17 protein-coding genes and 1 other annotated feature are annotated in these 21508 nt (G+C 41.5%); of the genes, 6 read left to right on the forward strand and 11 right to left on the reverse strand.

Features of this window, described 5'->3' with window-relative positions:
* Positions 1 to 300 precede the first annotated feature (300 nt).
* Positions 301 to 903 (forward strand): 30S ribosomal protein S4, encoded by a 603-nt coding sequence (gene rpsD, locus ACTWQL_RS00230; protein ID WP_443140447.1) that lies wholly within the window; start codon positions 301 to 303, stop codon positions 901 to 903.
* A 171-nt stretch (positions 904 to 1074) separates the two neighbouring features.
* A complete protein-coding gene (locus tag ACTWQL_RS00235; RefSeq protein ID WP_443140448.1) occupies positions 1075 to 1221 on the forward strand; it encodes a hypothetical protein in 147 nt (48 codons plus the stop codon).
* Between the two features lie 308 nt (positions 1222 to 1529).
* On the opposite strand, the gene tyrS is transcribed toward ACTWQL_RS00235, so the two are convergent.
* Positions 1530 to 2771, reverse strand: coding sequence for a tyrosine--tRNA ligase (gene tyrS / locus ACTWQL_RS00240; protein ID WP_443140449.1), 1242 nt, complete (start codon positions 2769 to 2771; stop codon positions 1530 to 1532).
* A gap of 109 nt (positions 2772 to 2880) precedes the next feature.
* Positions 2881 to 3096: a binding site (T-box leader), on the reverse strand.
* A gap of 222 nt (positions 3097 to 3318) precedes the next feature.
* Here tyrS and ACTWQL_RS00245 point away from each other — a divergent pair.
* On the forward strand, positions 3319 to 6111 hold the full coding sequence (locus ACTWQL_RS00245) for a transglycosylase domain-containing protein (protein WP_443140450.1): 2793 nt from the start codon (positions 3319 to 3321) through the stop codon (positions 6109 to 6111).
* 65 nt (positions 6112 to 6176) lie between these two features.
* On the opposite strand, the gene ACTWQL_RS00250 is transcribed toward ACTWQL_RS00245, so the two are convergent.
* Complete coding sequence (locus ACTWQL_RS00250) at positions 6177 to 9287, reverse strand: GNAT family N-acetyltransferase (RefSeq protein ID WP_443140451.1); 3111 nt, start codon at positions 9285 to 9287, stop codon at positions 6177 to 6179.
* A gap of 155 nt (positions 9288 to 9442) precedes the next feature.
* On the reverse strand, positions 9443 to 11158 hold the full coding sequence (gene acsA, locus ACTWQL_RS00255) for an acetate--CoA ligase (RefSeq protein WP_443140452.1): 1716 nt from the start codon (positions 11156 to 11158) through the stop codon (positions 9443 to 9445).
* Between the two features lie 489 nt (positions 11159 to 11647).
* On the opposite strand from acsA, the gene ACTWQL_RS00260 reads away from it, so the two are divergent.
* Genes ACTWQL_RS00260 through ACTWQL_RS00270 form a run of 3 tightly spaced genes read left to right on the forward strand, consistent with a single transcriptional unit; the run spans position 11648 to position 14078 of the window.
* Positions 11648 to 12280, forward strand: a complete 633-nt coding sequence (locus tag ACTWQL_RS00260; RefSeq protein ID WP_443140453.1) for a GNAT family N-acetyltransferase — start codon at positions 11648 to 11650, stop codon at positions 12278 to 12280.
* Positions 12281 to 12291: 11 nt separating this feature from the next.
* Positions 12292 to 12921, forward strand: coding sequence for an acetoin utilization AcuB family protein (locus ACTWQL_RS00265; protein WP_443140454.1), 630 nt, complete (start codon positions 12292 to 12294; stop codon positions 12919 to 12921).
* On the forward strand, positions 12918 to 14078 hold the full coding sequence (locus ACTWQL_RS00270) for an acetoin utilization protein AcuC (RefSeq protein WP_443140455.1): 1161 nt from the start codon (positions 12918 to 12920) through the stop codon (positions 14076 to 14078). The genes ACTWQL_RS00265 and ACTWQL_RS00270 overlap by 4 nt, the downstream gene beginning before the upstream one ends.
* A gap of 91 nt (positions 14079 to 14169) precedes the next feature.
* Here ACTWQL_RS00270 and ACTWQL_RS00275 read toward each other — a convergent pair whose 3' ends face one another.
* The 8 genes from ACTWQL_RS00275 to ACTWQL_RS00310 all read right to left on the reverse strand — a co-directional run bounded on the left by ACTWQL_RS00275 (position 14170) and on the right by ACTWQL_RS00310 (position 21402).
* On the reverse strand, positions 14170 to 15759 hold the full coding sequence (locus ACTWQL_RS00275) for a sodium:solute symporter family protein (RefSeq protein WP_443140456.1): 1590 nt from the start codon (positions 15757 to 15759) through the stop codon (positions 14170 to 14172).
* Positions 15756 to 15863, reverse strand: coding sequence for a hypothetical protein (locus ACTWQL_RS00280; RefSeq protein WP_443141428.1), 108 nt, complete (start codon positions 15861 to 15863; stop codon positions 15756 to 15758). Before ACTWQL_RS00280 ends, ACTWQL_RS00275 begins: the two co-directional genes overlap by 4 nt.
* A 368-nt stretch (positions 15864 to 16231) precedes the next feature.
* Complete coding sequence (locus ACTWQL_RS00285) at positions 16232 to 16381, reverse strand: hypothetical protein (RefSeq protein WP_443140457.1); 150 nt, start codon at positions 16379 to 16381, stop codon at positions 16232 to 16234.
* 310 nt (positions 16382 to 16691) lie between these two features.
* Positions 16692 to 16955, reverse strand: a complete 264-nt coding sequence (locus tag ACTWQL_RS00290) for a hypothetical protein (protein WP_443140458.1) — start codon at positions 16953 to 16955, stop codon at positions 16692 to 16694.
* 612 nt (positions 16956 to 17567) lie between these two features.
* Entirely contained in the window at positions 17568 to 19250 is a 1683-nt protein-coding gene (locus ACTWQL_RS00295) for a glycoside hydrolase family 13 protein (RefSeq protein ID WP_443140459.1), read from the reverse strand.
* Between the two features lie 61 nt (positions 19251 to 19311).
* Positions 19312 to 19473: a hypothetical protein gene (locus ACTWQL_RS00300; RefSeq protein ID WP_443140460.1), complete on the reverse strand. Its 162-nt coding sequence runs from the start codon at positions 19471 to 19473 to the stop codon at positions 19312 to 19314.
* A 274-nt stretch (positions 19474 to 19747) separates the two neighbouring features.
* Positions 19748 to 20569, reverse strand: a complete 822-nt coding sequence (locus tag ACTWQL_RS00305; RefSeq protein WP_443140461.1) for a carbohydrate ABC transporter permease — start codon at positions 20567 to 20569, stop codon at positions 19748 to 19750.
* On the reverse strand, positions 20569 to 21402 hold the full coding sequence (locus tag ACTWQL_RS00310) for a carbohydrate ABC transporter permease (protein ID WP_443141429.1): 834 nt from the start codon (positions 21400 to 21402) through the stop codon (positions 20569 to 20571). The genes ACTWQL_RS00305 and ACTWQL_RS00310 overlap by 1 nt, the downstream gene beginning before the upstream one ends.
* Positions 21403 to 21508 lie beyond the last annotated feature (106 nt).

Raw genomic sequence — 21508 nt, forward strand, 5'->3', positions numbered from 1 at the left:
AAATCATCCTCATTATTTAATAAGCTTGCATAAGCTCGTGACTCAATCTGTCCAGTCACTCCTCTTGACATTCAAGCTTAAACGTTATACACTGTTCTTTGTGTAAATTAAGACAGCCATGTGAATTCATGTGAGCCCTCTCATTATGTTCCTTATAATTGCGGCTGAATGAAATTATAAGGTGCATCACGTAGCTTCATGCTGTCGAAGTGAAGATGTATGAAAACATAATGAACACATGAACGATCACACCGGCACTGTTTTTTTTACAACAAAAAAATAGTGAAGGAGGAGCTATTAATGGCTCGTTATACAGGACCAAAATGGAAATTATCCCGTCGCTTGGGAATCTCCCTAAGTGGAACAGGAAAGGAACTTGAAAAGCGTCCGTACGCTCCAGGACAACACGGTCCAAACCAGCGTAAGAAAATCTCTGAATTCGGATTGCAACTTCAAGAAAAGCAAAAGCTTCGTCATATGTATGGTGTGAACGAACGTCAATTCCGTCGTATGTTCGATCAAGCAGGAAATATGAGTGGTATCCACGGTGAAAACTTCATGATTCTTCTTGAATCTCGTTTAGATAACCTTGTTTACCGTTTAGGACTTGCGCGTACTCGTCGCCAAGCTCGTCAATTGGTTGGACACGGACACGTTACTGTTGATGGTAAGCGTGTAGATATCCCATCTTACCGTGTAGCTCCAGGACAAGTAATCGGTTTACGTGAAAAATCCCGTAACCTTGACATCGTTAAGGAAGCGTTGGAAGTAAACAACTTTGTACCTGAGTACCTTACTTTTGATGAAAACAAGCTTGAAGGAACTTACACTCGTTTCCCTGAGCGTTCTGAACTTCCTGCAGAAATCACAGAAGCACTTATCGTCGAGTTCTACTCACGTTAATAGTAGCTTGCACAACCCCTCTGGCAACTTGCCCAGAGGGGTTTTATTATGGTTTCTTTTTAAAAGGCTGTTCCACTCGTCGCCTTGCGACCTCAGGAGTCTCCTTTTCAAGGAAGCATTTGTGCTCCTGCGTCTACAAGAAAGTCCTGTCGAAGCTAGCTTCCTCGTCGCATGCCTTGCGAGGAGATTATTCAGGTAGTAGGCACGCTAATCCCGCAGGACAAGGAAAGCTTCGACAGCGTTACATCGCACGAAGAAAATGCGATTTTCATTTTCGAGGAGTCTCGCACTGCTCTCCAATCACCTTGCACAAGGTGAGTTTTTAAAAATGACTCAAAAGCAACTATCTTTTAGAAAAGAGCCATTTAAAAATACTCTATCATCATGGATTTAGTGGACACAGGAGACCTTATTTGCATGAAAATGCCTTACATCAGAAAATTAGAGGACACCAGAGACCTTATCAGTATAAAACGAGGATAAATCGGCTCATATTTAAGCGAATAACGGAACAGTTGTCCTCTAAATTTACGTTTTTTCATTTTGAAGCGTTTTCTAATGAGTTACAAAAACCCAAGGAGCAATTTTCTTATCCTTGGGTTTTTTTCACCTTTAATGGTGCGTTATTATTTTGTGATCTTCACGAATTTCCGCTTTCCAACTTGGACGATCATCCCGTCTTCCACTGGAACCTGCTGTTGGACGTCATCGATTTTCTCCTGATTGATCTTGACTCCGCCATTTTGGATCATGCGGCGTGCTTCCCCTTTGGAATTCAAGAGACCTAAATTGACAATCATATCGACAATCCAGATTTCATCTTCGCCAGCCCAAGCATGTACAGGGATGTCATCTGGTAATGCCCCTTTTGAGAAAACGGTTCTGAAGTGTTTTTCAGCAAGCTCTGCTTCATCTTGGCCATGGTACATTTCCACGAAAGTCTTTGCGAGTTTGATTTTCATATCTCTTGGATGCAGTTCTCTGCTTTGGATTCCTTGTTCAATAGCCCGTACTTCTTCTACAGTTAATGGAGTTGCAAGTTCGAAGTATTTAATCATCAGCTCATCCGGTATCGACATTGATTTTCCAAAGATTTCATTCGGATGTTCATCGATTCCGATGTAGTTATTGAGTGATTTGGACATTTTACGAACACCATCCAACCCTTCAATCAGCGGAACAGTAATCATCACTTGCTTCTCTTTACCATATTCCTCTTGAAGTTGGCGGCCCATCAACAGGTTGAATTTCTGATCCGTCCCCCCGAGCTCGATATCACTTTCGAGCGCTACAGAATCATAGCCTTGCATCAATGGGTAGAAAAATTCATGGATTGAAATCGCTTGATTCGCTTTATAACGCTTTTCAAAATCGTCACGCTCAAGCATACGTGCTACCGTAACTTTTCCAGCTAACTCAAGTACATCCGCAAAATTCAACTTTGACAACCATTTTGAGTTGAAATGGACTTCCGTTTTCTCCATATCAATGATCTTGCCGAATTGTTCGACGTAAGTTTTCGCATTTTCTTTGATTTCATAGTCTGTCAGCTGTTTTCTTGTTTCAGATTTTCCAGTTGGATCGCCAATACGACCCGTGAAATCACCGATCAATAACTGGATTTCATGCCCGAATTCCTGGAATTGACGAAGTTTGTGCAACACAACTGTATGACCGACATGTACATCGGGTGCTGATGGATCAAGTCCAAGCTTCACCTTTAACGGCTTACCTGTAGCAATCGATTTCTCAATCTTCTTTTTCAAATCCTCTTCAGGTACAATCTCCACTGTCCCTCTTTTTAAAATTGTCAGCTGTCTCTCAACCTCTTCTTGCTGTGCTGGTGTGAGTACATGTTCTATTTCCACTTTCCATCACCCTTCCATCTTGCTAATTATACTTCTACGATCGTTTTTTATTAAATCAACAAGGTCCATCAATAGGTCCCTTAAATATAAAAAACGTCCCTTTCGTAATGAAAGGAACGTTAAATACGCGGTACCATCCTTCTTGAAGCAAAATGCTTCCACTTCGTTCAGATAACGGCTTAGGTTGCCGCCTTTTGCTACTATATCTTTCACAAAAGGTGCTCAAGGAGGTAATTCACAGTTTTCCTTTGTACTGGTTTACACCGGCCACCAGCTCTCTGCTTACAGTGAGGAATCTGCTACTAATTCCTGTCTACGCTTCATCATTATGTACATATATGTAAAGAAAATCTGGCAAAGCCAAGTGTTAGCAAAGGCTGAGCCATGGTTGCACTTATACTTTCTTTAAGTGTAAAAAAGTATAATCATTTTGTACCACATACCGTAAGACATTGTCAAATTAGTTGCCCTCATAAATCGACAACAAGGTATTCCATATCTCGCGTATGTGCTATAATAAAAGTTGGAAATTTAGGGGGGTATGACCATGAATCACCTATCAACCTTCATTGAAAAAATGAAACATTATATGAAGGTTTTAGATGATAAAAATGTATTTAAATTTAGCCGTATCACCGGGAAAGTGGTATGGAACCTGTTATTAGTTTTATTAGTCATAACGATTGCCGGTGGCTTTTTTGCAACAGGCGTTGGGGCAGGTTACTTTGCTTCACTGGTGAAAGATGAGCCAATCCGTACTTACGATAACATGAGGAATGAGATATACAACTATACAGAGACTAGTAAAATTTATTTTTCGGATGGTACCTTACTTGGGAATCTCCGTTCTGATATCGTTCGACAAGAAATTCCGCTTAAAGAAGTTTCACCGTATTTAGTCGATGCTGTCATTGCTACTGAAGATGAATATTTCAAAGAGCATGAAGGGATTGTACCAAAAGCAATTGCACGTGCCATTTTTCAAGAAGTTACTGGTGCCGCGGTGCAAACAGGTGGAAGTACTTTAACCCAGCAGCTTGTAAAGAATCAGATGCTTACAAGGGAAGTCTCTTTCGATCGTAAAGCAAAAGAAATGCTCCTTGCATTGAGACTTGAACGATACTTTGAAAAAGAAGAAATTCTGGAAGCCTACCTTAACATCGTTCCTTTCGGGCGTAATGCATCTGGCCATAATATTGCTGGAATCCAAGCTGCTGCCCAGGGAATCTTTGGAGTGGAAGCTAAAGATCTGAGCCTGGCACAGTCCGCCTATATCGCTGGAATGCCGCAAAGTCCATTCGGGTATACACCTTTCACAAATAATGGGAAGGTAAAAGAGAATTTGGATGCAGGGCTCAACAGAATGAAAACAGTATTATCTAGAATGCTTTCTGGTGGCTACATAACCAAAGAGCAATATGACAAAGCTCTGACCGAAGATGTTACGAAAGAATTTACAAAAAGCTCACCGAGTCCATTTGAAAATTACCCACATTTGACAATGGAAATTGAGAAAAGGGCTATAGATGTGATGAAAGTCCAGTTAGCCAAGCAAGATGGAAAGAAGTATTCAGAATTAACACCGACTGAAAAGGATAGCTATAAAAAAGCTGCTGATCTTGAATTACGTAAAAACGGTTATCAAATTGATATAACAATTGATAAAAAGATTTACGATGCATGGCAAGAAGCGAAAAATAAAGTTCCATATGGTCCTGACATCACAAACCCTGATACGGGAGAAAAAGAAATGGAAGATGTCGGTGCAATGCTGATCAAGAATGACACTGGGGAAATTCTCAGTTTCGTCGGCGGGCGTGATTATGAACAAGAAAACTTAAATCACGCGACGCAATCGTATCGACCAAATGGTTCGACGATGAAACCAATTCTTGTCTATGCGCCAGCCATGGAAATGGGTCTGGTCCAACCTGGATCCATCATTCCAGACACAAAGTTCACTTTTCCAAATGCAAAAGGTTGGTCTCCAAATAACTACGACGGTAGTTATCATGGACTTGTCACAGCACGTAAAGCATTACAATATTCATACAATATACCTGCCGCGCGAACGTATGCAAAGATGGACCGTTTGAAAGCAACCGAGTATTTATATAAAATGGGCTTCACTACATTAAGTGAAGAAGAACGCTATTACCCTTCCCTCTCCCTGGGTGGAATGACAACGGGGGTAACTGTCGAAGAGGCTACTAATTCTTATACAACTTTCAGTAATCAAGGTAAGTTCGTGGACGCTTATATGATCAAATCCATCAAGTCTAAAGATGGTGAAGTCGTATATGAACATAAATCGAAGAAAACAGACGTTTTCTCTCCACAAACTGCTTATCTGACACTAGATATGATGCGAGATGTCGTAAGAGGAGGTACAGCTGGCAGACTACCTGGCATGTTGAAACACCCTGGTGTCGATTGGGCCGGTAAGACTGGAACGACTCAGGATTTCCATGATGCATGGTTCATCGCTACAAATCCTACTTTAACGATGGGCTTAAGACTCGGTTATGATACGCCTAAAAAGGTAGCTCAAGGATATGGTGCTCGTAGCCAAAGGGTTTGGGCGGCACTGATGAACGCCGCTTATGATGTAAAACCTGAGTTGTTGACGACCGCAAAACATAAGCGCCCAAGCGGAATTACGACAGCATCATTCTGTGGAATTTCTGGGAAGCTCCCATCAAAGCTATGTAAGGAAGCTGGTCTAGTAAAAACAGACCTCTTCAATGTGAAGTATTTACCGAAAGAGGAAGACGACAGCCTCCAGCAAGTGAAATACGTCGTGAATTCAGAAGGCAAAAGATTTAAAGCTTTAGCAAATACACCTGGCGGATTCACTTCAGAGGGTGTAATGATCAATAAGGATTATTTTGATGATATAAATTTAGACACTATTATCAAAGACGATTGGGAAAACATCATTGGCGAAGATGAATTGAAGGATAATGGAAAAGCGCCAGGCGCAGTTTCGTTAAAACGAAGCGGTTCAACGCTGACCTGGAATGCATCCGGTGAAAAAGATGTTATCGGTTATCGCATCTATCGTGCAGCCAATGGTAGTGATTCGTATTCAGCCGTCGGTGAGGTGAAAGGCGGGGATTCAAAAAGCTTCAAGATTTCAGGAGGAAACTTTACGTATATCGTACGTGCAGTTGATATATCTGGAAAGGAATCGTCGAACAGCAATCCAGTAAAAGTTGGAGAAGATCCTCCACCACCTGAAGAGGATAAGCCGAAAGACCCGCCACCGCCAAAAGATGATGATAAACCGAAGCCGCCTCCACCACCTGGAGACGACACGGAGGACGATCCCGAGAATTAAATTTGCAAACAAAATGGACCTTAGCAAAGTTAGTAACTTGCGAGGTCCATTTTTTATTACCATGTCTATTTACTTTTGAAACGAATGGACTTCAAATCTTTTAAAGCACTGTCTGGTATAACCGTTTGATTCCCAAGGAAGAAGACAGGTTTAGTAAACATCCTCTTCCCATCCTCTACATTAAGCTTAGTATTAATTTCGAGGAACATGATTTCCTTATTGATATATGAATTCATTCGAGAACCAGTCAAATCCGCGATGACCTGCATAATGCCTTCATGCTCATCTGAGCCGATTGCGCCATTCCGGGCCACCCTCATTTGCTGCTCACCTTTTCCACCATAGATTTTCTGCCAGTCACCAGAGCCATTCTGGAAGTTCCCCCAGCTATATTCCATTTTTGTACTAGGATTGAAGAAGCAATTGGTATCCCATTTTTTCATATCGAGATAGTGCCCTGTGCTTTGAATGATTTCTGTCGTTTGACAAAGAATGGGTGTCCCAGGTAATAGTAAGAAGTATTGATGATATTCGAAACCTTTATATGTTTCATTTTCCTCAAGTCGAACCACCACCTTAATTCCTTCCCATTTGTTTTCTTTAGAATCTACAATTGAAACGAATTCGGCATGGCGCTTTTCCTTTAATAAAGACCTTTGACTGACATCCCTCAGTCTATTCTCCACTCCGCCAGACCAGGGATTCCACCAGGACTTTGGCTTTACTCTCGGGTATGAAGAATCAAGCCATTCATGATTGTTCCAAATGATAGAATACAACCCAGGATAGAAGTCAGGAGCAACTGAAATGTCCATCAAACCATTGCTGCATTTGAAGATTTCCAAACCGTCCACTTCGGTTGTTTCAAAACGGACACCTTCACTTCCAATCATGACATACATGGAGGATTTTTCCGTTTCGATCGCATCCAGTTTCAAGTTTGCTGTCAATATCCCCGTTTGAGGTAAATCAGTTAAAGAAATGTCAAAGTCTTTCATCTTGATTTCTTCAGCTGAAGGTACCTTTTTCTCCTCTAACGTTTGATCCCTTGAACGAATTTCAATAGCACCATTCAGGTAAGAAGCTTTGTATTCTGATACTCTAACCTTGATTGACTCTTGGGTAATGAACGGATTATATCCATTAACATTGATTTCAAGATGGTCGGTCAATAATCCATGATCAAGAGATTTCTGTAATGAAAATTCTCTGAAAGACTGCCAATCTCGAAAAGCGCCGATTGAAAGATATACAGGTTCAGTTTTAACTGTTTCATTGGCTTTCAACTTTCCGAGCCGGTTTTCAAAATAGACGAACCAACCTCCAAAGTTGATTTTTACATTCTTGGACCAGCTAAGTCCACGTGGATTGGAATCATCCCTTGAAAACATCCAATTTTCAGAAACGGAATCACCTTTCCAATATTCATGATACGAACCGATTGAATCCTTCATTTCAATCAATCTATTTTCATAAGGGATTACCGCTCTTTCAAGCGTATGGTAGATTGGATTATTGAGAAATAAAACGTCGTCCAGTGTATTTGAATTCGTATTTTCTACTCCATAGTGGTGTTCTATCAATCCTTCTGAGAATAATTTAGCTACTGCATGTAATTTCACACCCGGATAAGCCTTGGAAGAATACGATGCTTTGTAACCTATAGAACCAGCGTCTTCAAAAAACTCGACATTTTCAGCTCTTACCTTTGAAAACTCTTCGGAGAATGGTTTTCCAAGGCGCGGAAACATGAATGCAGAATCCTGATCTTTCGTTTGTTCTCTTCCGGGGATCAACCAGTTATCGAATTTTTGAAGCCACATATGATATTGACCATTATAAATGTGGTAAGTCTCTTCGCTCTCGCCAAAAAATCTGGTGCCAATTCCCTTAAAGGCAACACCGATTCTTCTGGTGAAAGAAACTTGAGAACCATCAGCTTTTCTCGCTGTAATCTCAACATCTGGAGAATAAAACCCGTGTTTCTTAAGAGAATAGGTAAGTGGAATCGAGCACCTCGCCTTCGGCTGTATCGTCACCTCTAGATTATTTTGTTCTAGACTTAATAATTCACTCTCTGGCAAGGCGAATGAAAACGTCATGGTTTCTTTATAGTTGTTTTCAATATCCACATACAAGCTGGACGTTTGGTCAATGAACGATAAGTTTTGAGGTAGGTGGCACCGAACATTCGCCGGAAATTTAGGCGCGACGCCGACCTGGAATCGTGCTGTTTTTCCGTTGATCAATACATTCGTATCTACTGTAGGATGCGTTCTCCAAACACTTTGTTCTTCTTCAATCCGATCAACAAAGAAAGGAGCCTCTATGATTTCTTCATCTTCCACTTCGATGAGATCCTTTTCAAATGAAAACTGGATATTCTTATTATCACAACCGTACAAGGACAAAGTTAAAGGCTTTCCGGTCTTGTTTTTAAGATGATAACGAACTTTATACTCAGCACCGAAAACTAAGTTAAAGTCTTCTACGGTGACAGAAATCTTATAATCATCTGTTTCAATCGAACGAAGCCCTCGTCCAAAACGTTCAAATTCCATTTTCAGCATTCCACCGAGTTTGTCCCATGAATACTCATAATAGTGGAAATCGTTTTCGATTAAACCGTCTGGCTTAACTTCAATCAGTCTGGTACTGGCTTCATACCACTTCATATCTTTGAAAAATTCCTGAACCGCTTCTGTATGTAAAACGGTAGGCATGAAATTCATTAAATGTGTGGTATCGTCCCTTTCTTCCCAGAAAAATCCGCACTTCTTATATAAAGGCACGGCCTTTGTATTACCCGGCCACGTATACAAATCAAGGCGAGGCCATTTCATTTCGATAACTCTTTCTAAAGCTTTCAGTAACAGCTTCTTTCCAATCTTTTTACCGTGATAATCACTTCGCACATTCAGGAGTGGAATATAAAGTGCACCTTCATCCTCCTTATATTCACCAAGACTGCAATATCCAACAACCTTTTCTTCCTCCAAAGCTAGGTATAGATGAAGGTTTGTCGAATTTGCTTCTTCTCTGAGGATTTGTTCTTCCGTTTGTACAGAATTTCCTCCACCCCATCCATCCTGGCTATTGTTCCACATTTCAGCAACGGCAGCAGCATATCTAGGTTCATATTCTACGATTTTGATCTGATCGATGATCTGAGTCAATTTGTATCCCCCCTATTCACTCCTACATACCACTTTAACATAATTTTACATTTGTTTGCTGCATGTAAGACTAAAAAAAGGCTGCCCCGATAGAATTACGAATGGGACAGCCCGTTATTTTTCCGAACAATACTATGTGGTTTTTCTTGTTGCTATTAATCTTCCATTGTAGATAAATCGCCTGTCGGCAGATTTAGTTCCCATGCCTTCAAGACACGGCGCATGATCTTACCACTTCTTGTTTTTGGCAGCTTATCCTTAAATTCAATTTCCTTCGGTGCTGCATGTGCAGCCAACCCTTTTTTCACAAAGCTGCGGATCTCTTCTTTAAGCTCATCATTTGCTTCGTAACCAGTACGTAGGGCAATGAACGCTTTAATGATTTCTCCACGTACAGGATCTGGCTTCCCGATGACACCTGCTTCAGCAATTGCTGGATGCTCGACCAGCTTACTTTCGACTTCAAACGGACCGACACGTTCCCCGGACGTCATGATGACATCATCGATACGACCCTGGAACCAGAAATATCCGTCTTCATCCATGTAAGCGGAATCCCCCGAAATGTACCAATCACCTGCTGTGAAATAAGATTCATATTTTTCAGGACGGTTCCAGATAGCTCTCATCATGGACGGCCAACCTTTTTTGATTGCCAGGTTCCCCATTCTGAATGGCGGCAATTCATTTCCTTGATCATCAATGATCGCAGCCTTCACTCCTGGAATTGGTTTACCCATTGAACCAGGTTTGATTTCCATGGCTGGGAAATTACTGATCAACTGTGCACCTGTTTCGGTCATCCACCAGTTGTCATGGATGCGGAGATCAAAGACTTTCGAGCCCCAACGCACAACTTCAGGATTCAACGGCTCTCCTACACTCAAGATATGCCGCAAGCTTGAGAGATCAAATTGCTTGATCACCTCATCACCTGCACCCATCAGCATACGGAAAGCAGTTGGAGCACTATACCAAACGGTTACACCGTATTTTTCAATCGTCGAGTACCAATCTTCCGGACTGAATCGCCCTCCACGAATGACGTTCGATGCACCATTCAACCAAGGAGCAAAGACACCATAAGAAGTACCGGTAACCCAACCTGGGTCAGCAGTACACCAGTATACATCATCATCTTTCAAGTCAAGGACCCATTTTCCTGTTTGATAATGCTGAAGCATTGCATTATGAACGTGCAGGACACCTTTTGGTTTTCCAGTTGAACCGGAAGTATAGTGCAGGATCATGCCGTCTTCACGGTCAACCCATTCGATTTGCAGGTCTTTGCTCGCTCTCTCCATACGTTTATGATAATCCGCATAAGTGTCATCTTCTTGCACGCTTTCTCCAACAAGGATGACATGCTTCAGTGCTGGTAATTTATCTACAGGAACGCGATCAAGAAGGTCAGGTGTTGTCACAAGCACCTTTGCCTCACTATCCTCAAGACGGTCGGTCACTGCTCCTTCCATGAATGCTTCAAACAATGGACCGACAATCGCTCCAACTTTCAAAGCTCCGAGGAATAGGAAATAGAGTTCCGGTGAACGCGGCATGAAGATGAAGACACGGTCCCCTTTTTCTACATCAAGATCTTTAAGGATATTACCTGCTTTATTGGAGTAATCCTTCATTTCTTTGAACGTATATTTTTCATCACGTTTTGGATCTGAAAAATAAAGGGCTACCTGATTTTTCTTTACGGATTCCGCATGCCGGTCAATTGCTTCATAGGCCATATTGACTCGACCTGTAGAAGACCAGGAGAAATTCTTCTCAACCTCTGACCAGTCAAAAGAATTATAGGTAGTTTCATAATCTTGTAGGTTATAATCGCCATTGATAACAGGAAGCGCTTCCACTTTCATTATTGTATCTCCCCTTTATTTAAGATTTGACTTTGTTATCCTTATTTGCTGATTTCTGCAAAATTCACTCCCTTTCCGCGGGCTCACGAAAAGCGGAAGCGACCCGTTTAGTCACGCAGGTCACTGGAAGACTGACGAGGAGGCTGTTGCAGCCGCAGGAAGTCTGAAGTGATCCAAGTGATTGGTCGCTGAGCTAGACATCACTTCCATGCTCTAGCTCTAAAAACGCAAGCCTCCTCGCGAGTTCCTCGCTGTGGGGTCTCGCTTGGCTCGCTTTTCCCGCAGGAGTGTCACAAATTTCGCTCTTTTCGAAGAATGAAAATCAACAATGATAAACTTACAAAGTCTAAGATTTAGATTCAGTATATCAATATTTTCGATTATTCTCAATTTTAACACTGTTGCTATTATTTAGTTTGAAACCGCTTACTCATTTGTGATTTCATGTATAATAGGAACTAGAGTATGAAACAGGTGGTGAAACCGAGTTTGAAGCATACAAAAATCTATAACGCAAAAACAGTAAATACACCTAAGGGGAAATTGATTCTAGAAGGTCCAATCAAGCCTACAACTCTTGCAAGCTATGAATTTCATGAAGATCTTACTGCGTTCCGGCCTCCGGCTGAACAGCATAAAGCACTGATTGAAATAGCTGGATTACCAGAGGGGCGGATCATCATCGCGCGTCACCAAAATATGATAGTTGGATACGTAACATATGTATATCCTGACCCTATGGAACGATGGTCACAAGGGAATATGGAGAATCTGATCGAGCTTGGTGCGATTGAAATCATACCTGAATTCCGCAATTATAAAATTGGTAAAAATCTATTGAAGGTTTCGATGATGGATGATTCAATGGAAGATTTCATCATCATTACAACAGAGTACTACTGGCATTGGGATTTGAAAGGAACCGGGCTATCGGTTTGGGACTATCGGAAAGTCATGGAAAAAATGATGAATGCCGGCGGACTTGAATGGTATGCAACCGATGATCCTGAAATCAGCTCCCATCCCGCCAATTGTTTGATGGCAAGAATCGGCAGTCGTGTCGATCGAGAATCCATTCAAAAATTCGACCAGCTCCGTTTTCAAAATCGTTTCATGTATTAGGAGGTCCAAAAATGAAAGTCGAATCAATAATGAAAAAAGAAGTCATAACTGTCCGGGAAAATGTCAGCATAGAAGAAGCAAAAAAGTTGATGGTAAAACACCGGATACGACATCTTCCAATTGTCGATGAACATAAACATCTTTCAGGGATCGTCTCAGATAGGGATTTGGTATTAGACCGGATTCCAACCCATCATTCACCTGGCGAAACCGGTGTTCATATGGTAATGACGAGAGATGTGATTACGTGTCATCCGCTGGATTTCGTTGAAGAGCTACTTTCGATTTTTTATGAGGAACGGATTGGATGTATTCCTGTTGTTAAGAACAACGAAGTCGTTGGGATGATTACTGAACGGGACATGCTTTATACCTTGATACAGCTTACGGGAGCGCATCAGCCAAGCTCCCAATTTGAAATCAAAGTTGAAAACGTATCTGGAAAGTTAGCGGATGTAACCGGTGTGATCCGGAACCATAATGTCAACATCAACAGTGTTCTCGTCTACCCTGGAGAAACAGATGCAACCAAGGTGCTTGTGCTTCGAGTGCAGACAATGAATCCTCAACCGATCATCAATCATCTGAAAACGGAGGGATACAACGTATTATGGCCGGACGCATCAGGAGAATACGTATGACCAAGCCGATCTTCATTTTTTCAGATCAGCTTTTAAGTTATAAGTTTAGTAATCATCACCCGTTCAATCCGCTTCGTTTCCATTTGACTTATGAACTCTTGAAAGAAACTGGGATCCTATCGGACGAACAAATCGTCCAACCGCGAAAAGCGACTGATGAAGAAATCATGCTCGTTCACAATGAAGATTACGTGAACGCTATCAAAAAAGCCGGGCAAGGGCAGCTGCCCAAATCGCAAGAGTCGAGCTTCGGCTTGAATACGGATGACACACCGATTTTTGAAAATATGCATGATGCCAGTGCTTGGCTTGTCGGTGCAACATTGACTGCTACTGAGCAGGTATTTGAAGGTAAAACAAACAAAGCCCTCAGTTTAGGTGGCGGATTACACCACGGCTTCAGAGGGCGTGCTTCTGGGTTTTGCATTTATAATGATAGTTCCATAGCAATTGAATATATGAAGCGAAAATACAATGCTCGTGTCTTATATATCGATACAGATGCCCACCATGGAGATGGGGTCCAATGGGCTTTTTATGACGATCCGGATGTTTGCACATTTTCGATCCATGAGACTGGACGTTACCTATTCCCAGGTACAGGTAACGTTTCAGAAAAAGGTGCTGGAAAAGGTTACGGTTACTCCTTCAATCTGCCGGTTGACGCCTTTACAGAGGACGATTCCTGGATACCATTGCTTGAGGAAGCAATCGAAGAAATCGTCAGGTTCTTCAAGCCCGATGTGATCATCAGCCAAAATGGAGTTGACGCCCATTACTGGGATCCTCTGACCCACCTTTCTCTGACAATGAAATCCTACCGTAAAATCCCTGAATTGGTGAATCGGGCAGCCGATCGCTATACAGAGGGACGTTGGATTGCTGTAGGTGGCGGTGGTTACGATATTTGGAGAGTCGTACCGAGAGCCTGGTCCCTTATCTGGGCAGAAATGAACGGACTTGACCTTCAGGGCTCACTGCCTGAATCCTGGTTGAAAAGGTGGCAAGAGAAATCAGCTATCGAACTACCAACGTTATGGGATGATGTGCCCGACCTCTATCCAAACATTCCAAGGAAACAAGAGATCTGTGATAAGAACCAGGTCATGCTCAAGCGAGCCCTGCAGCATATAAGGAACGAGAAAAAATCAGTTTAAAGCATTGAAAGAGACTGTCCTGGAATGGGACAGTCTCCTTTTGTACATCTAAGCTATTAATGTGCAAGTTCATCATTTCGTCGTTAGCACTTTATAAAGCAGTTTTTTGTTGCTCACTATATTCGCGTTTCACTTTCGAGCTTGTATCCAACAGGCTGATCACCACAAAGACGATCGCAGATAATGGCAACGCATAAAACAATGGGTCAACATGTGTCCAAGGAAATGCAAGTAACGTTTCTTTACCGAAAATCGCCTTTGAAATACCAAATGCCGCGGCTTCCTTTTGATGGAAGAAAAGAAAACCGAGTATGCTGGCTGTAAACCCAGTAACAATACTATAGGTCGCACCAGCTCTTGTCGCACCTTTCCAGAATAAAGCTCCCATCAAAGCAGGCAAGAATGCTGCCCCGCATATTCCAAACCAGAATGCCGTCGCTGTAGCAATGATCCCAGCCGGCAATAGATACGCCAAAATAATCGCTGCGATAACCCCAAGTAGAACTCCAATTCTGGTCAGATTCATTTTCATTCCGAACAGACTCTTGATACCAAGTGTTTTCAAAATGTCCTGTCCAAATGCAGTAGCTTGAACGTGAATCAATGAAGAAACCGTTGAAATCGTGGCAGATATCAGCGTAAGCGTAAACAAGTAAATGAACCAATCAGGCATAAGTGCATTGATGAATTTTGGAATGATTAAATCTGCATTTCCTCCAGCGACTGTTAACGCGATTTCACCGGATGTATTATAGAAATATAAGTTACTCAACGGGCCAATTGCAAATGCAGCCCCAGTCATAAAGAAGATGAAGATTCCTCCGACAAGTACAGACCGATAGAGAGCGCGGTCATCTTTAACCGTCATACATCTCATAGCTAACTGTGGCTGTGCAAGCACTCCAATACCGACACCCATGATAATTGTACTTACAACAGTCCACCATAGTGGAGAGCCAAGCGCCGGCATACTAGTCCACCCAAGATGTCCTCCATCAACTAAGGCTTGCGGCACCAAACTTTTCATGGCTGATAATCCACTATGTCCTTCTATCAAACCTCCGACAGCTTGATAGGTTACGAAAAGGAAGATCGCCATTCCGACGAGCATGATGACTGCACCGAAAGCGTCAGTATACATCACTGCCTTGATTCCCCCGCTGACCACGTAGAGTGCAATGATCAATGCGAGGATCAATAGTGCGATATTAAAGTTCATGGCAAGGGATTCTTGCAAGAACCGCGCACCACCAATCAAGACGATACTCGTATAAGCAGGCATCAATACGAAAATCATTGCACCTGCAAATACCGTAATGAAATTGGACTCATATCGCTTTCCAAGTAAAGTAGGAAAAGTTGTTGCACCCAACTGAAGAGATAATCTTCTAATCCGTGTGCCGAATACCGCAAATGCAACGAAAATTCCGAGAACGGTATTCAAGAAGGCGAGCCATAACAACCCCATTCCGAACACACCTGCAGCTCCACCAAATCCAATGATCGCAGAGGTACTTATAAACGTAGCTCCATAAGAAAGAGCCATAACAGCAGGGTGGATGTTTCGTCCTCCTACCAAGTAATCCGCTTCCGTAGTCGTCTTTTTATAACCGTAGTAAGCGAGTCCTGACATAATTCCTATATAGACGATAATGATGGGTATCAAAACAGCTAAATTCATTGCTCATCTCCCCCACGGTTCCACATTACTGCCCCAAAGACCACACAACCGATCGCTGATAGTACCGTAGCGATCCAAACAAACGCAACTCCGCCATCTTCCATTCCTAACACCTTTACCGCCCTCCTATGTATGTAAGTACTTTCCTCCCCTTTTCTAAAGAACATAGCCAAGTAAAAAGACATTGTAAGCGTATACATTTTATGAAGAAAACTTGGCTCAACCAAGCCTTAGCGCAAGTTGAGCCTTAGTTTTCCTTATATTGAGAAAGTCTTTATACTTCTTTAAATGAAATAAAAACATTGTCTTTAGAGATTGAAGAGGAAGGTTGTATATAATTAATTTTCCTCTTAAAATGACAAAATCCTCCCAAATCATATATTATTTTTCGAAATTTTGAGAAATCTCCCGAAGTCAAAAAAGAAAAGACTCATTTCTAAAAGATTGTGGCCTTTAAGTCATTTTTAAAAACTCACCTTGTGCAAGTTGATTGGAGATGCAAGATGCGAGACTCCTCGAAAATGAAAATCGCATTTTCTTCGTGCGATGTAACGCTACCGAAGCTTTTCTTGTCCTGCGGGATCAGCGTGCCTACTACCTGAATAATCCCCTCGCAAGGCATGCGACGAGGAAGCTCGCTTCGACAGGACTTTCTTGTAGACGCAGGAGCACAAATGCTTCCTTGAAAAGGAGACTCCTGAGGTCGCAAGGCGACGAGTGGGCTCACCGACGCCCCGCGGAAAGCGAGCATCCTGGAGCTGAAATCAACGACTTTTAAAGAAAACTTGGCGAGACCAAGCCTTTTGTAGGTCGAGCCTTAGTTGCCCTTATACTGAAGAAAGTATTTTATACTTTCTTTAAGTCCAAGAGCAACAAAGTTTGCGAATACAGCCAAAAGAAAAGACTGACACTTAAAGGACAGCCTCCACTTTTTAATGATAAAACGTTCTGATTTCGTTTAAGTCTTTTAAGAACTGACTGATGTCTTCCTGGCTTAAATGGACTAGCATTTGATCATATAGCGTAAGAATCAATCCATCTGTTACGTCTGCATTCTTATTTAAATATTCATACAGTGTATTTAACTGTTTCTCATTAAGAGCTGATTCAGTAGTAAATTGTTTGACTCTCTCCAGCATGAACTCATTATTCACCTGGTCGAAATCTCCTGATATGATGTTCCCGTTTAATTTCATGCATTCACATCCAGTAATTTTTTCTATTTTGTCCAAAATGAAAACATGGCACAGCCCAGCTTTAGTGCAGGCTGTGCCTTAGTTTCCCTTATATTGAAGAAAGTATTTATACTTTCTTTAAATGAAATAAAAAATACAGATACCGCTGAACGGACGGTTATCTGTATTCTTTAAGCTTTATATCTTTATTTTAGTCAGGGCTTTGTTTAACTTTATTGTTGATTTTTGCGAAATTCTCTCCCTTTCCGCAGGCGATCTGCGCAACCACGTTCTCTTCTGGCTTAAACCCAAGTTGGCTAAACAGTTAACGGACACAGGAGCCCTTATTTGGCCAATTTTATGGAAATTTACAAACTTAACGGACATCAGGGACCTTATTTCGCAAAAATCATAGGAAATCAGCTGCTTTGTTCACAAATAACGGCTCTGGTGTCCGTTAAAATTTAGAAACACCGATTTTACCTACAAATAACGGCTCTGGTGTCCGTTAACTAAAAACATTATGGTTGTGGGGTCTCGACTGGCTCGCTTTTCCCACATGAGTGTCGCAAATAAAGCTTTTTTTAATAATACTCAGCCTTAAATTAAGATCATTATTTAATAAAGCTTAGCTTAGAGCCTTATTTTATAAACTCTGGATTCATATGGTTGCAAATGGAAATCTTGCAGATCATCTTCATATAGATTGTAGTTACTGATCATTAAATTGCACGTTTGGTGATTTCGTACTTCAGGAGGAATCACAAAGTGCTGCTCTTCACCACTGAAATTGCTGATCACCAACAATACTTCATTCTCAAGTCTTCGTAGGTAAGCGAAAATATCTTCATCTTCTTCCAGCAAAGATTCGTATGCCCCATAGACGATGATTTCATGTTCCTTCCGCAGTTTAATCAGATCCCGATAGTAATGATAAACAGATTGAGGATTCCGGGTATTTTGTTCTGCATTGATTTCTTTATAGTTGGGATTAACCTTTATCCATGGAGTACCATTTGTAAAACCTGCATTGGTTTCTCCGTTCCACTGCATCGGTGTCCTTGCGTTATCCCTCGATTTGATATGGATTGATTCCATGATACAATCCACATTTTCACCATTCTCGATCTTTTCCTTGTACATGTTCAAGGTCTCAATGTCTTTGTACTCTTCGATTGAATTAAATTTCACATTAGTCATTCCAAGCTCTTCCCCCTGATAGATGTAAGGCGTACCTTTCATCATGTGCAAGGTTGTAGCAAGCATTTTAGCGGAGGTTTCCCTATAGGCCGAGTCGTCACCAAAACGGGAAACGACACGAGGTTGATCGTGGTTATTCCAGTATAAGCTGTTCCATCCCTCATTACCTAAATCTAATTGCCACTTGTTGAAAATCTTCTTCATTTCTACAAGGGACCAAGGTTTTACATCCCATTTTCCATCGGGGCCTGAATCGAGATCCATATGTTCAAAATGGAAAACCATATTCAACTCATTCCGGTCTTCACCAGAGTAAAGTTTTGCTTGTTCTGGGGTGACCCCAGGCATTTCGCCTACTGTCATAATATCGTAGTCAGATAAAACTTCCCTGTTCATCTCATTCAGATAATCATGTATGCGTGGACCGTTCATGAAATATTTCGCCCCTGATGCATATCGCTTACCCTCCACCACATCTCCATCAGGATACGCTTGATCTTTGGAAATGAAATTGATGACATCCATTCTAAACCCATCAATCCCCTTATCAAGCCACCATCTGATCATTTCATAAATATCCTTCCGAAGCTTCGGATTCTCCCAATTTAAGTCTGGTTGTTTTTTTGAAAATAAATGAAGATAATAATCATTTGTTCTTTCATTAAACTGCCATGCAGATCCACTGAAGATTGACTCCCAATTATTCGGTTCTTTTCCACCTTTACCTTCACGCCAAATATAATAGTCCCGATAATGATTATCATGGGACTTTCGAGATTCTATAAACCATTCATGTTCATCCGATGTATGATTGATGACTAAGTCCATGATCAGTTTCATGCCTCGACGATGGATTTCTTCAAGTAACAGGTCCCAATCTTCCATCGTCCCGAATTCATCCATTATCGCCTGGTAATCACTAATATCATAGCCATTATCGTCGTTTGGTGACTGATAGACAGGGGATAACCAAATGACATCGATCCCAAGCTCTTGTAAATAATCGAGCTTCTCAATGATCCCGGGAATATCACCAATACCATCATTATTACTATCGTTGAAGCTCCGTGGGTATATTTGATAGATTACACTTTCCTTCCACCAAGTACGGTTCATAAACGTAACTCCTCTCTGGTTATAACTATTGGCCCTTTTCTAATAGATTGTTGCTTTTGAGTCATTTTAAAAACTCACCTTGTGCAAGTTGATTGGAAAGCAAGGTGCGAGACTCCTCGAAAATGAAAATCGCATTTTCTTCGTGTGATGTAACGCTGCCGAAGCTTTCCTTGTCCTGCGGGATCAGCGTGCCTACTACCTGAATAATCTCCTCGCAAGGCATGCGACGAGAAAGCTCGCTTCGACAGGACTTTCTTGTAGACGCAGGAGCACAAATGCTTCCTTGATAAGGAGACTCCTGAGGTCGCTAGGCGTCGAGTGGGCTCACCGTACGCCCCGCGGAAAGCGAGTATCCTGGAGCGGAAATCAACGACTTTTAAAGAAAACTTGGCGAGACCAAGCCTTTTGTAGGTCGAGCCTTAGTTGCCCTTATACTGAAGAAAGTTTTTATACTTTCTTTAAGTGCAAGAGCAACAAAGTTTGCGAAAACAGCCAAACTATTTGATAGAACCTTTAACCACCCCGCTGATGATCCATTTCTGAGCAAAGATATATACAATGATCATAGGGGCAAGTGCCATCAAATAAGATGCAAATGCAAGGTTATAGTCTGTACTGAACTGTGATTGGAACATATATTGAACAAGTGGTAATGTAGCAAGATCCGAATCACTTAAAATAACCAACGGTAACATGAAATCATTCCATGCCCATAAGGTTGTTAAGATTGCCACTGTTGCGTTCATCGGCATCAACAATGGAAAAATGACCTTCCAAAAAACCTGCCACCGGGAAGCACCATCAATGATTGCTGCTTCTTCTAATTCGATTGGAATCGATTTAATATAACCTACATAAATGAACACATTGAAAGCCAGTCCATAAACGACGTATAAAAACACCAATCCTGTTAAATTATCCATCCCCCATGTACTTGTCTGTTTTACAATCGGCAGCATGATGATTGGAAATGGTATGAACATGGCGCTCACAAAATAATAAAACAATATCTTATAGAATCGTTTATGCATGTTACGTGCAATTGCATAAGCCACAAGGGAATTCGTCATCAGTGTAAGCAAGACAACTGAAACGGTTATGAAAAAGCTGTTTGAGAAAGCATTAAAAAAGTTTGTTACTTCAATAGCTTCTACAAAGTTTTCCCAACGCCATTCTTTCGGTAAAGCTAAAAAGTTCCCTGACATCTCCTGAGGCGTTTTGAGCGCAATGGTAATTGTTAAGTATAAGGGAAACAAAATCAATAAAGATCCTAGAAACAATAAAGCTGTGACAATCCAATTCACTTTTCTTCCCGGCATTACGCTTGCACCTCTCTTCGTTGCAAGATACGGATTTGGACAATGGAAACGATTAGTATGACAATGAAATAGATGACTGCGTTGGCAGATTGATAAGCAAATTCCCCGCCTTCGAATCCTCCACGATAGATTAAGAGGGAAATAGACTCAGTGGCTTGTCCTGGACCACCGCCAGTCAAAGCGATGATATGATCAAAAACCATTAGAAAGTTTTTCATTGCAAGGACCATGTTAATGGTGAAAAATGGAGCGATCATCGGAAATGTAATCTTCCAGAATTTCTTCCATGCACCTGCACCGTCAATGCTTGCCGCTTCATATAGATCATCTTGAATAGTAGCAAGACCAGCCAGGTATAAGATCGTATTGAATGCTACCGCCTGCCAGACGGCTACGATGACAATCCCGAACCAGGCGAGATCCGGATCGCCCAGGATATTTTTAGATAATGCGGTAAGACCTAACGAATCCGCTATCTGTGGAATAAAATGTGCAAACATGAAATTAAAAATGTAACTTACTATAAGAATGCTTAATATATTCGGTAGGAAATAAATCGCCCGTAAGGTCTTTTGGAACTTAATTTTGGCATTTAGTCCTATGGCGACTACTAAACTGAAAACATTTACGAGTATCGTAGAAACGATTGCAAATTGGAACGTAAACAAATAAGCACTCCAAGCACGACCATCTTGAAACACATTGAAATAATTCTTAAGGCCGACGAAACTCCAGTCACCATACCCTTTCCAATCCGTAAAACTATAGAAGATACCTTGCAGTGCCGGATAAGTATGGAAGATGAAGAAAAGTATCAATGCTGGAACGGTCATCCAAAAGTATGCATTATCTTTCCCTTTCACTTACTCCCTCTCCCTTCGATTAAGAAAACTTGGGCAAATCCAAGCTATGGCCCAGGCTGAGCTTTCGTTGCGCTTA

It is taken from the genome of Pseudalkalibacillus sp. R45 (assembly GCF_052246725.1).
Classification (GTDB): Bacteria; Bacillota; Bacilli; order Bacillales; family Fictibacillaceae; genus Pseudalkalibacillus.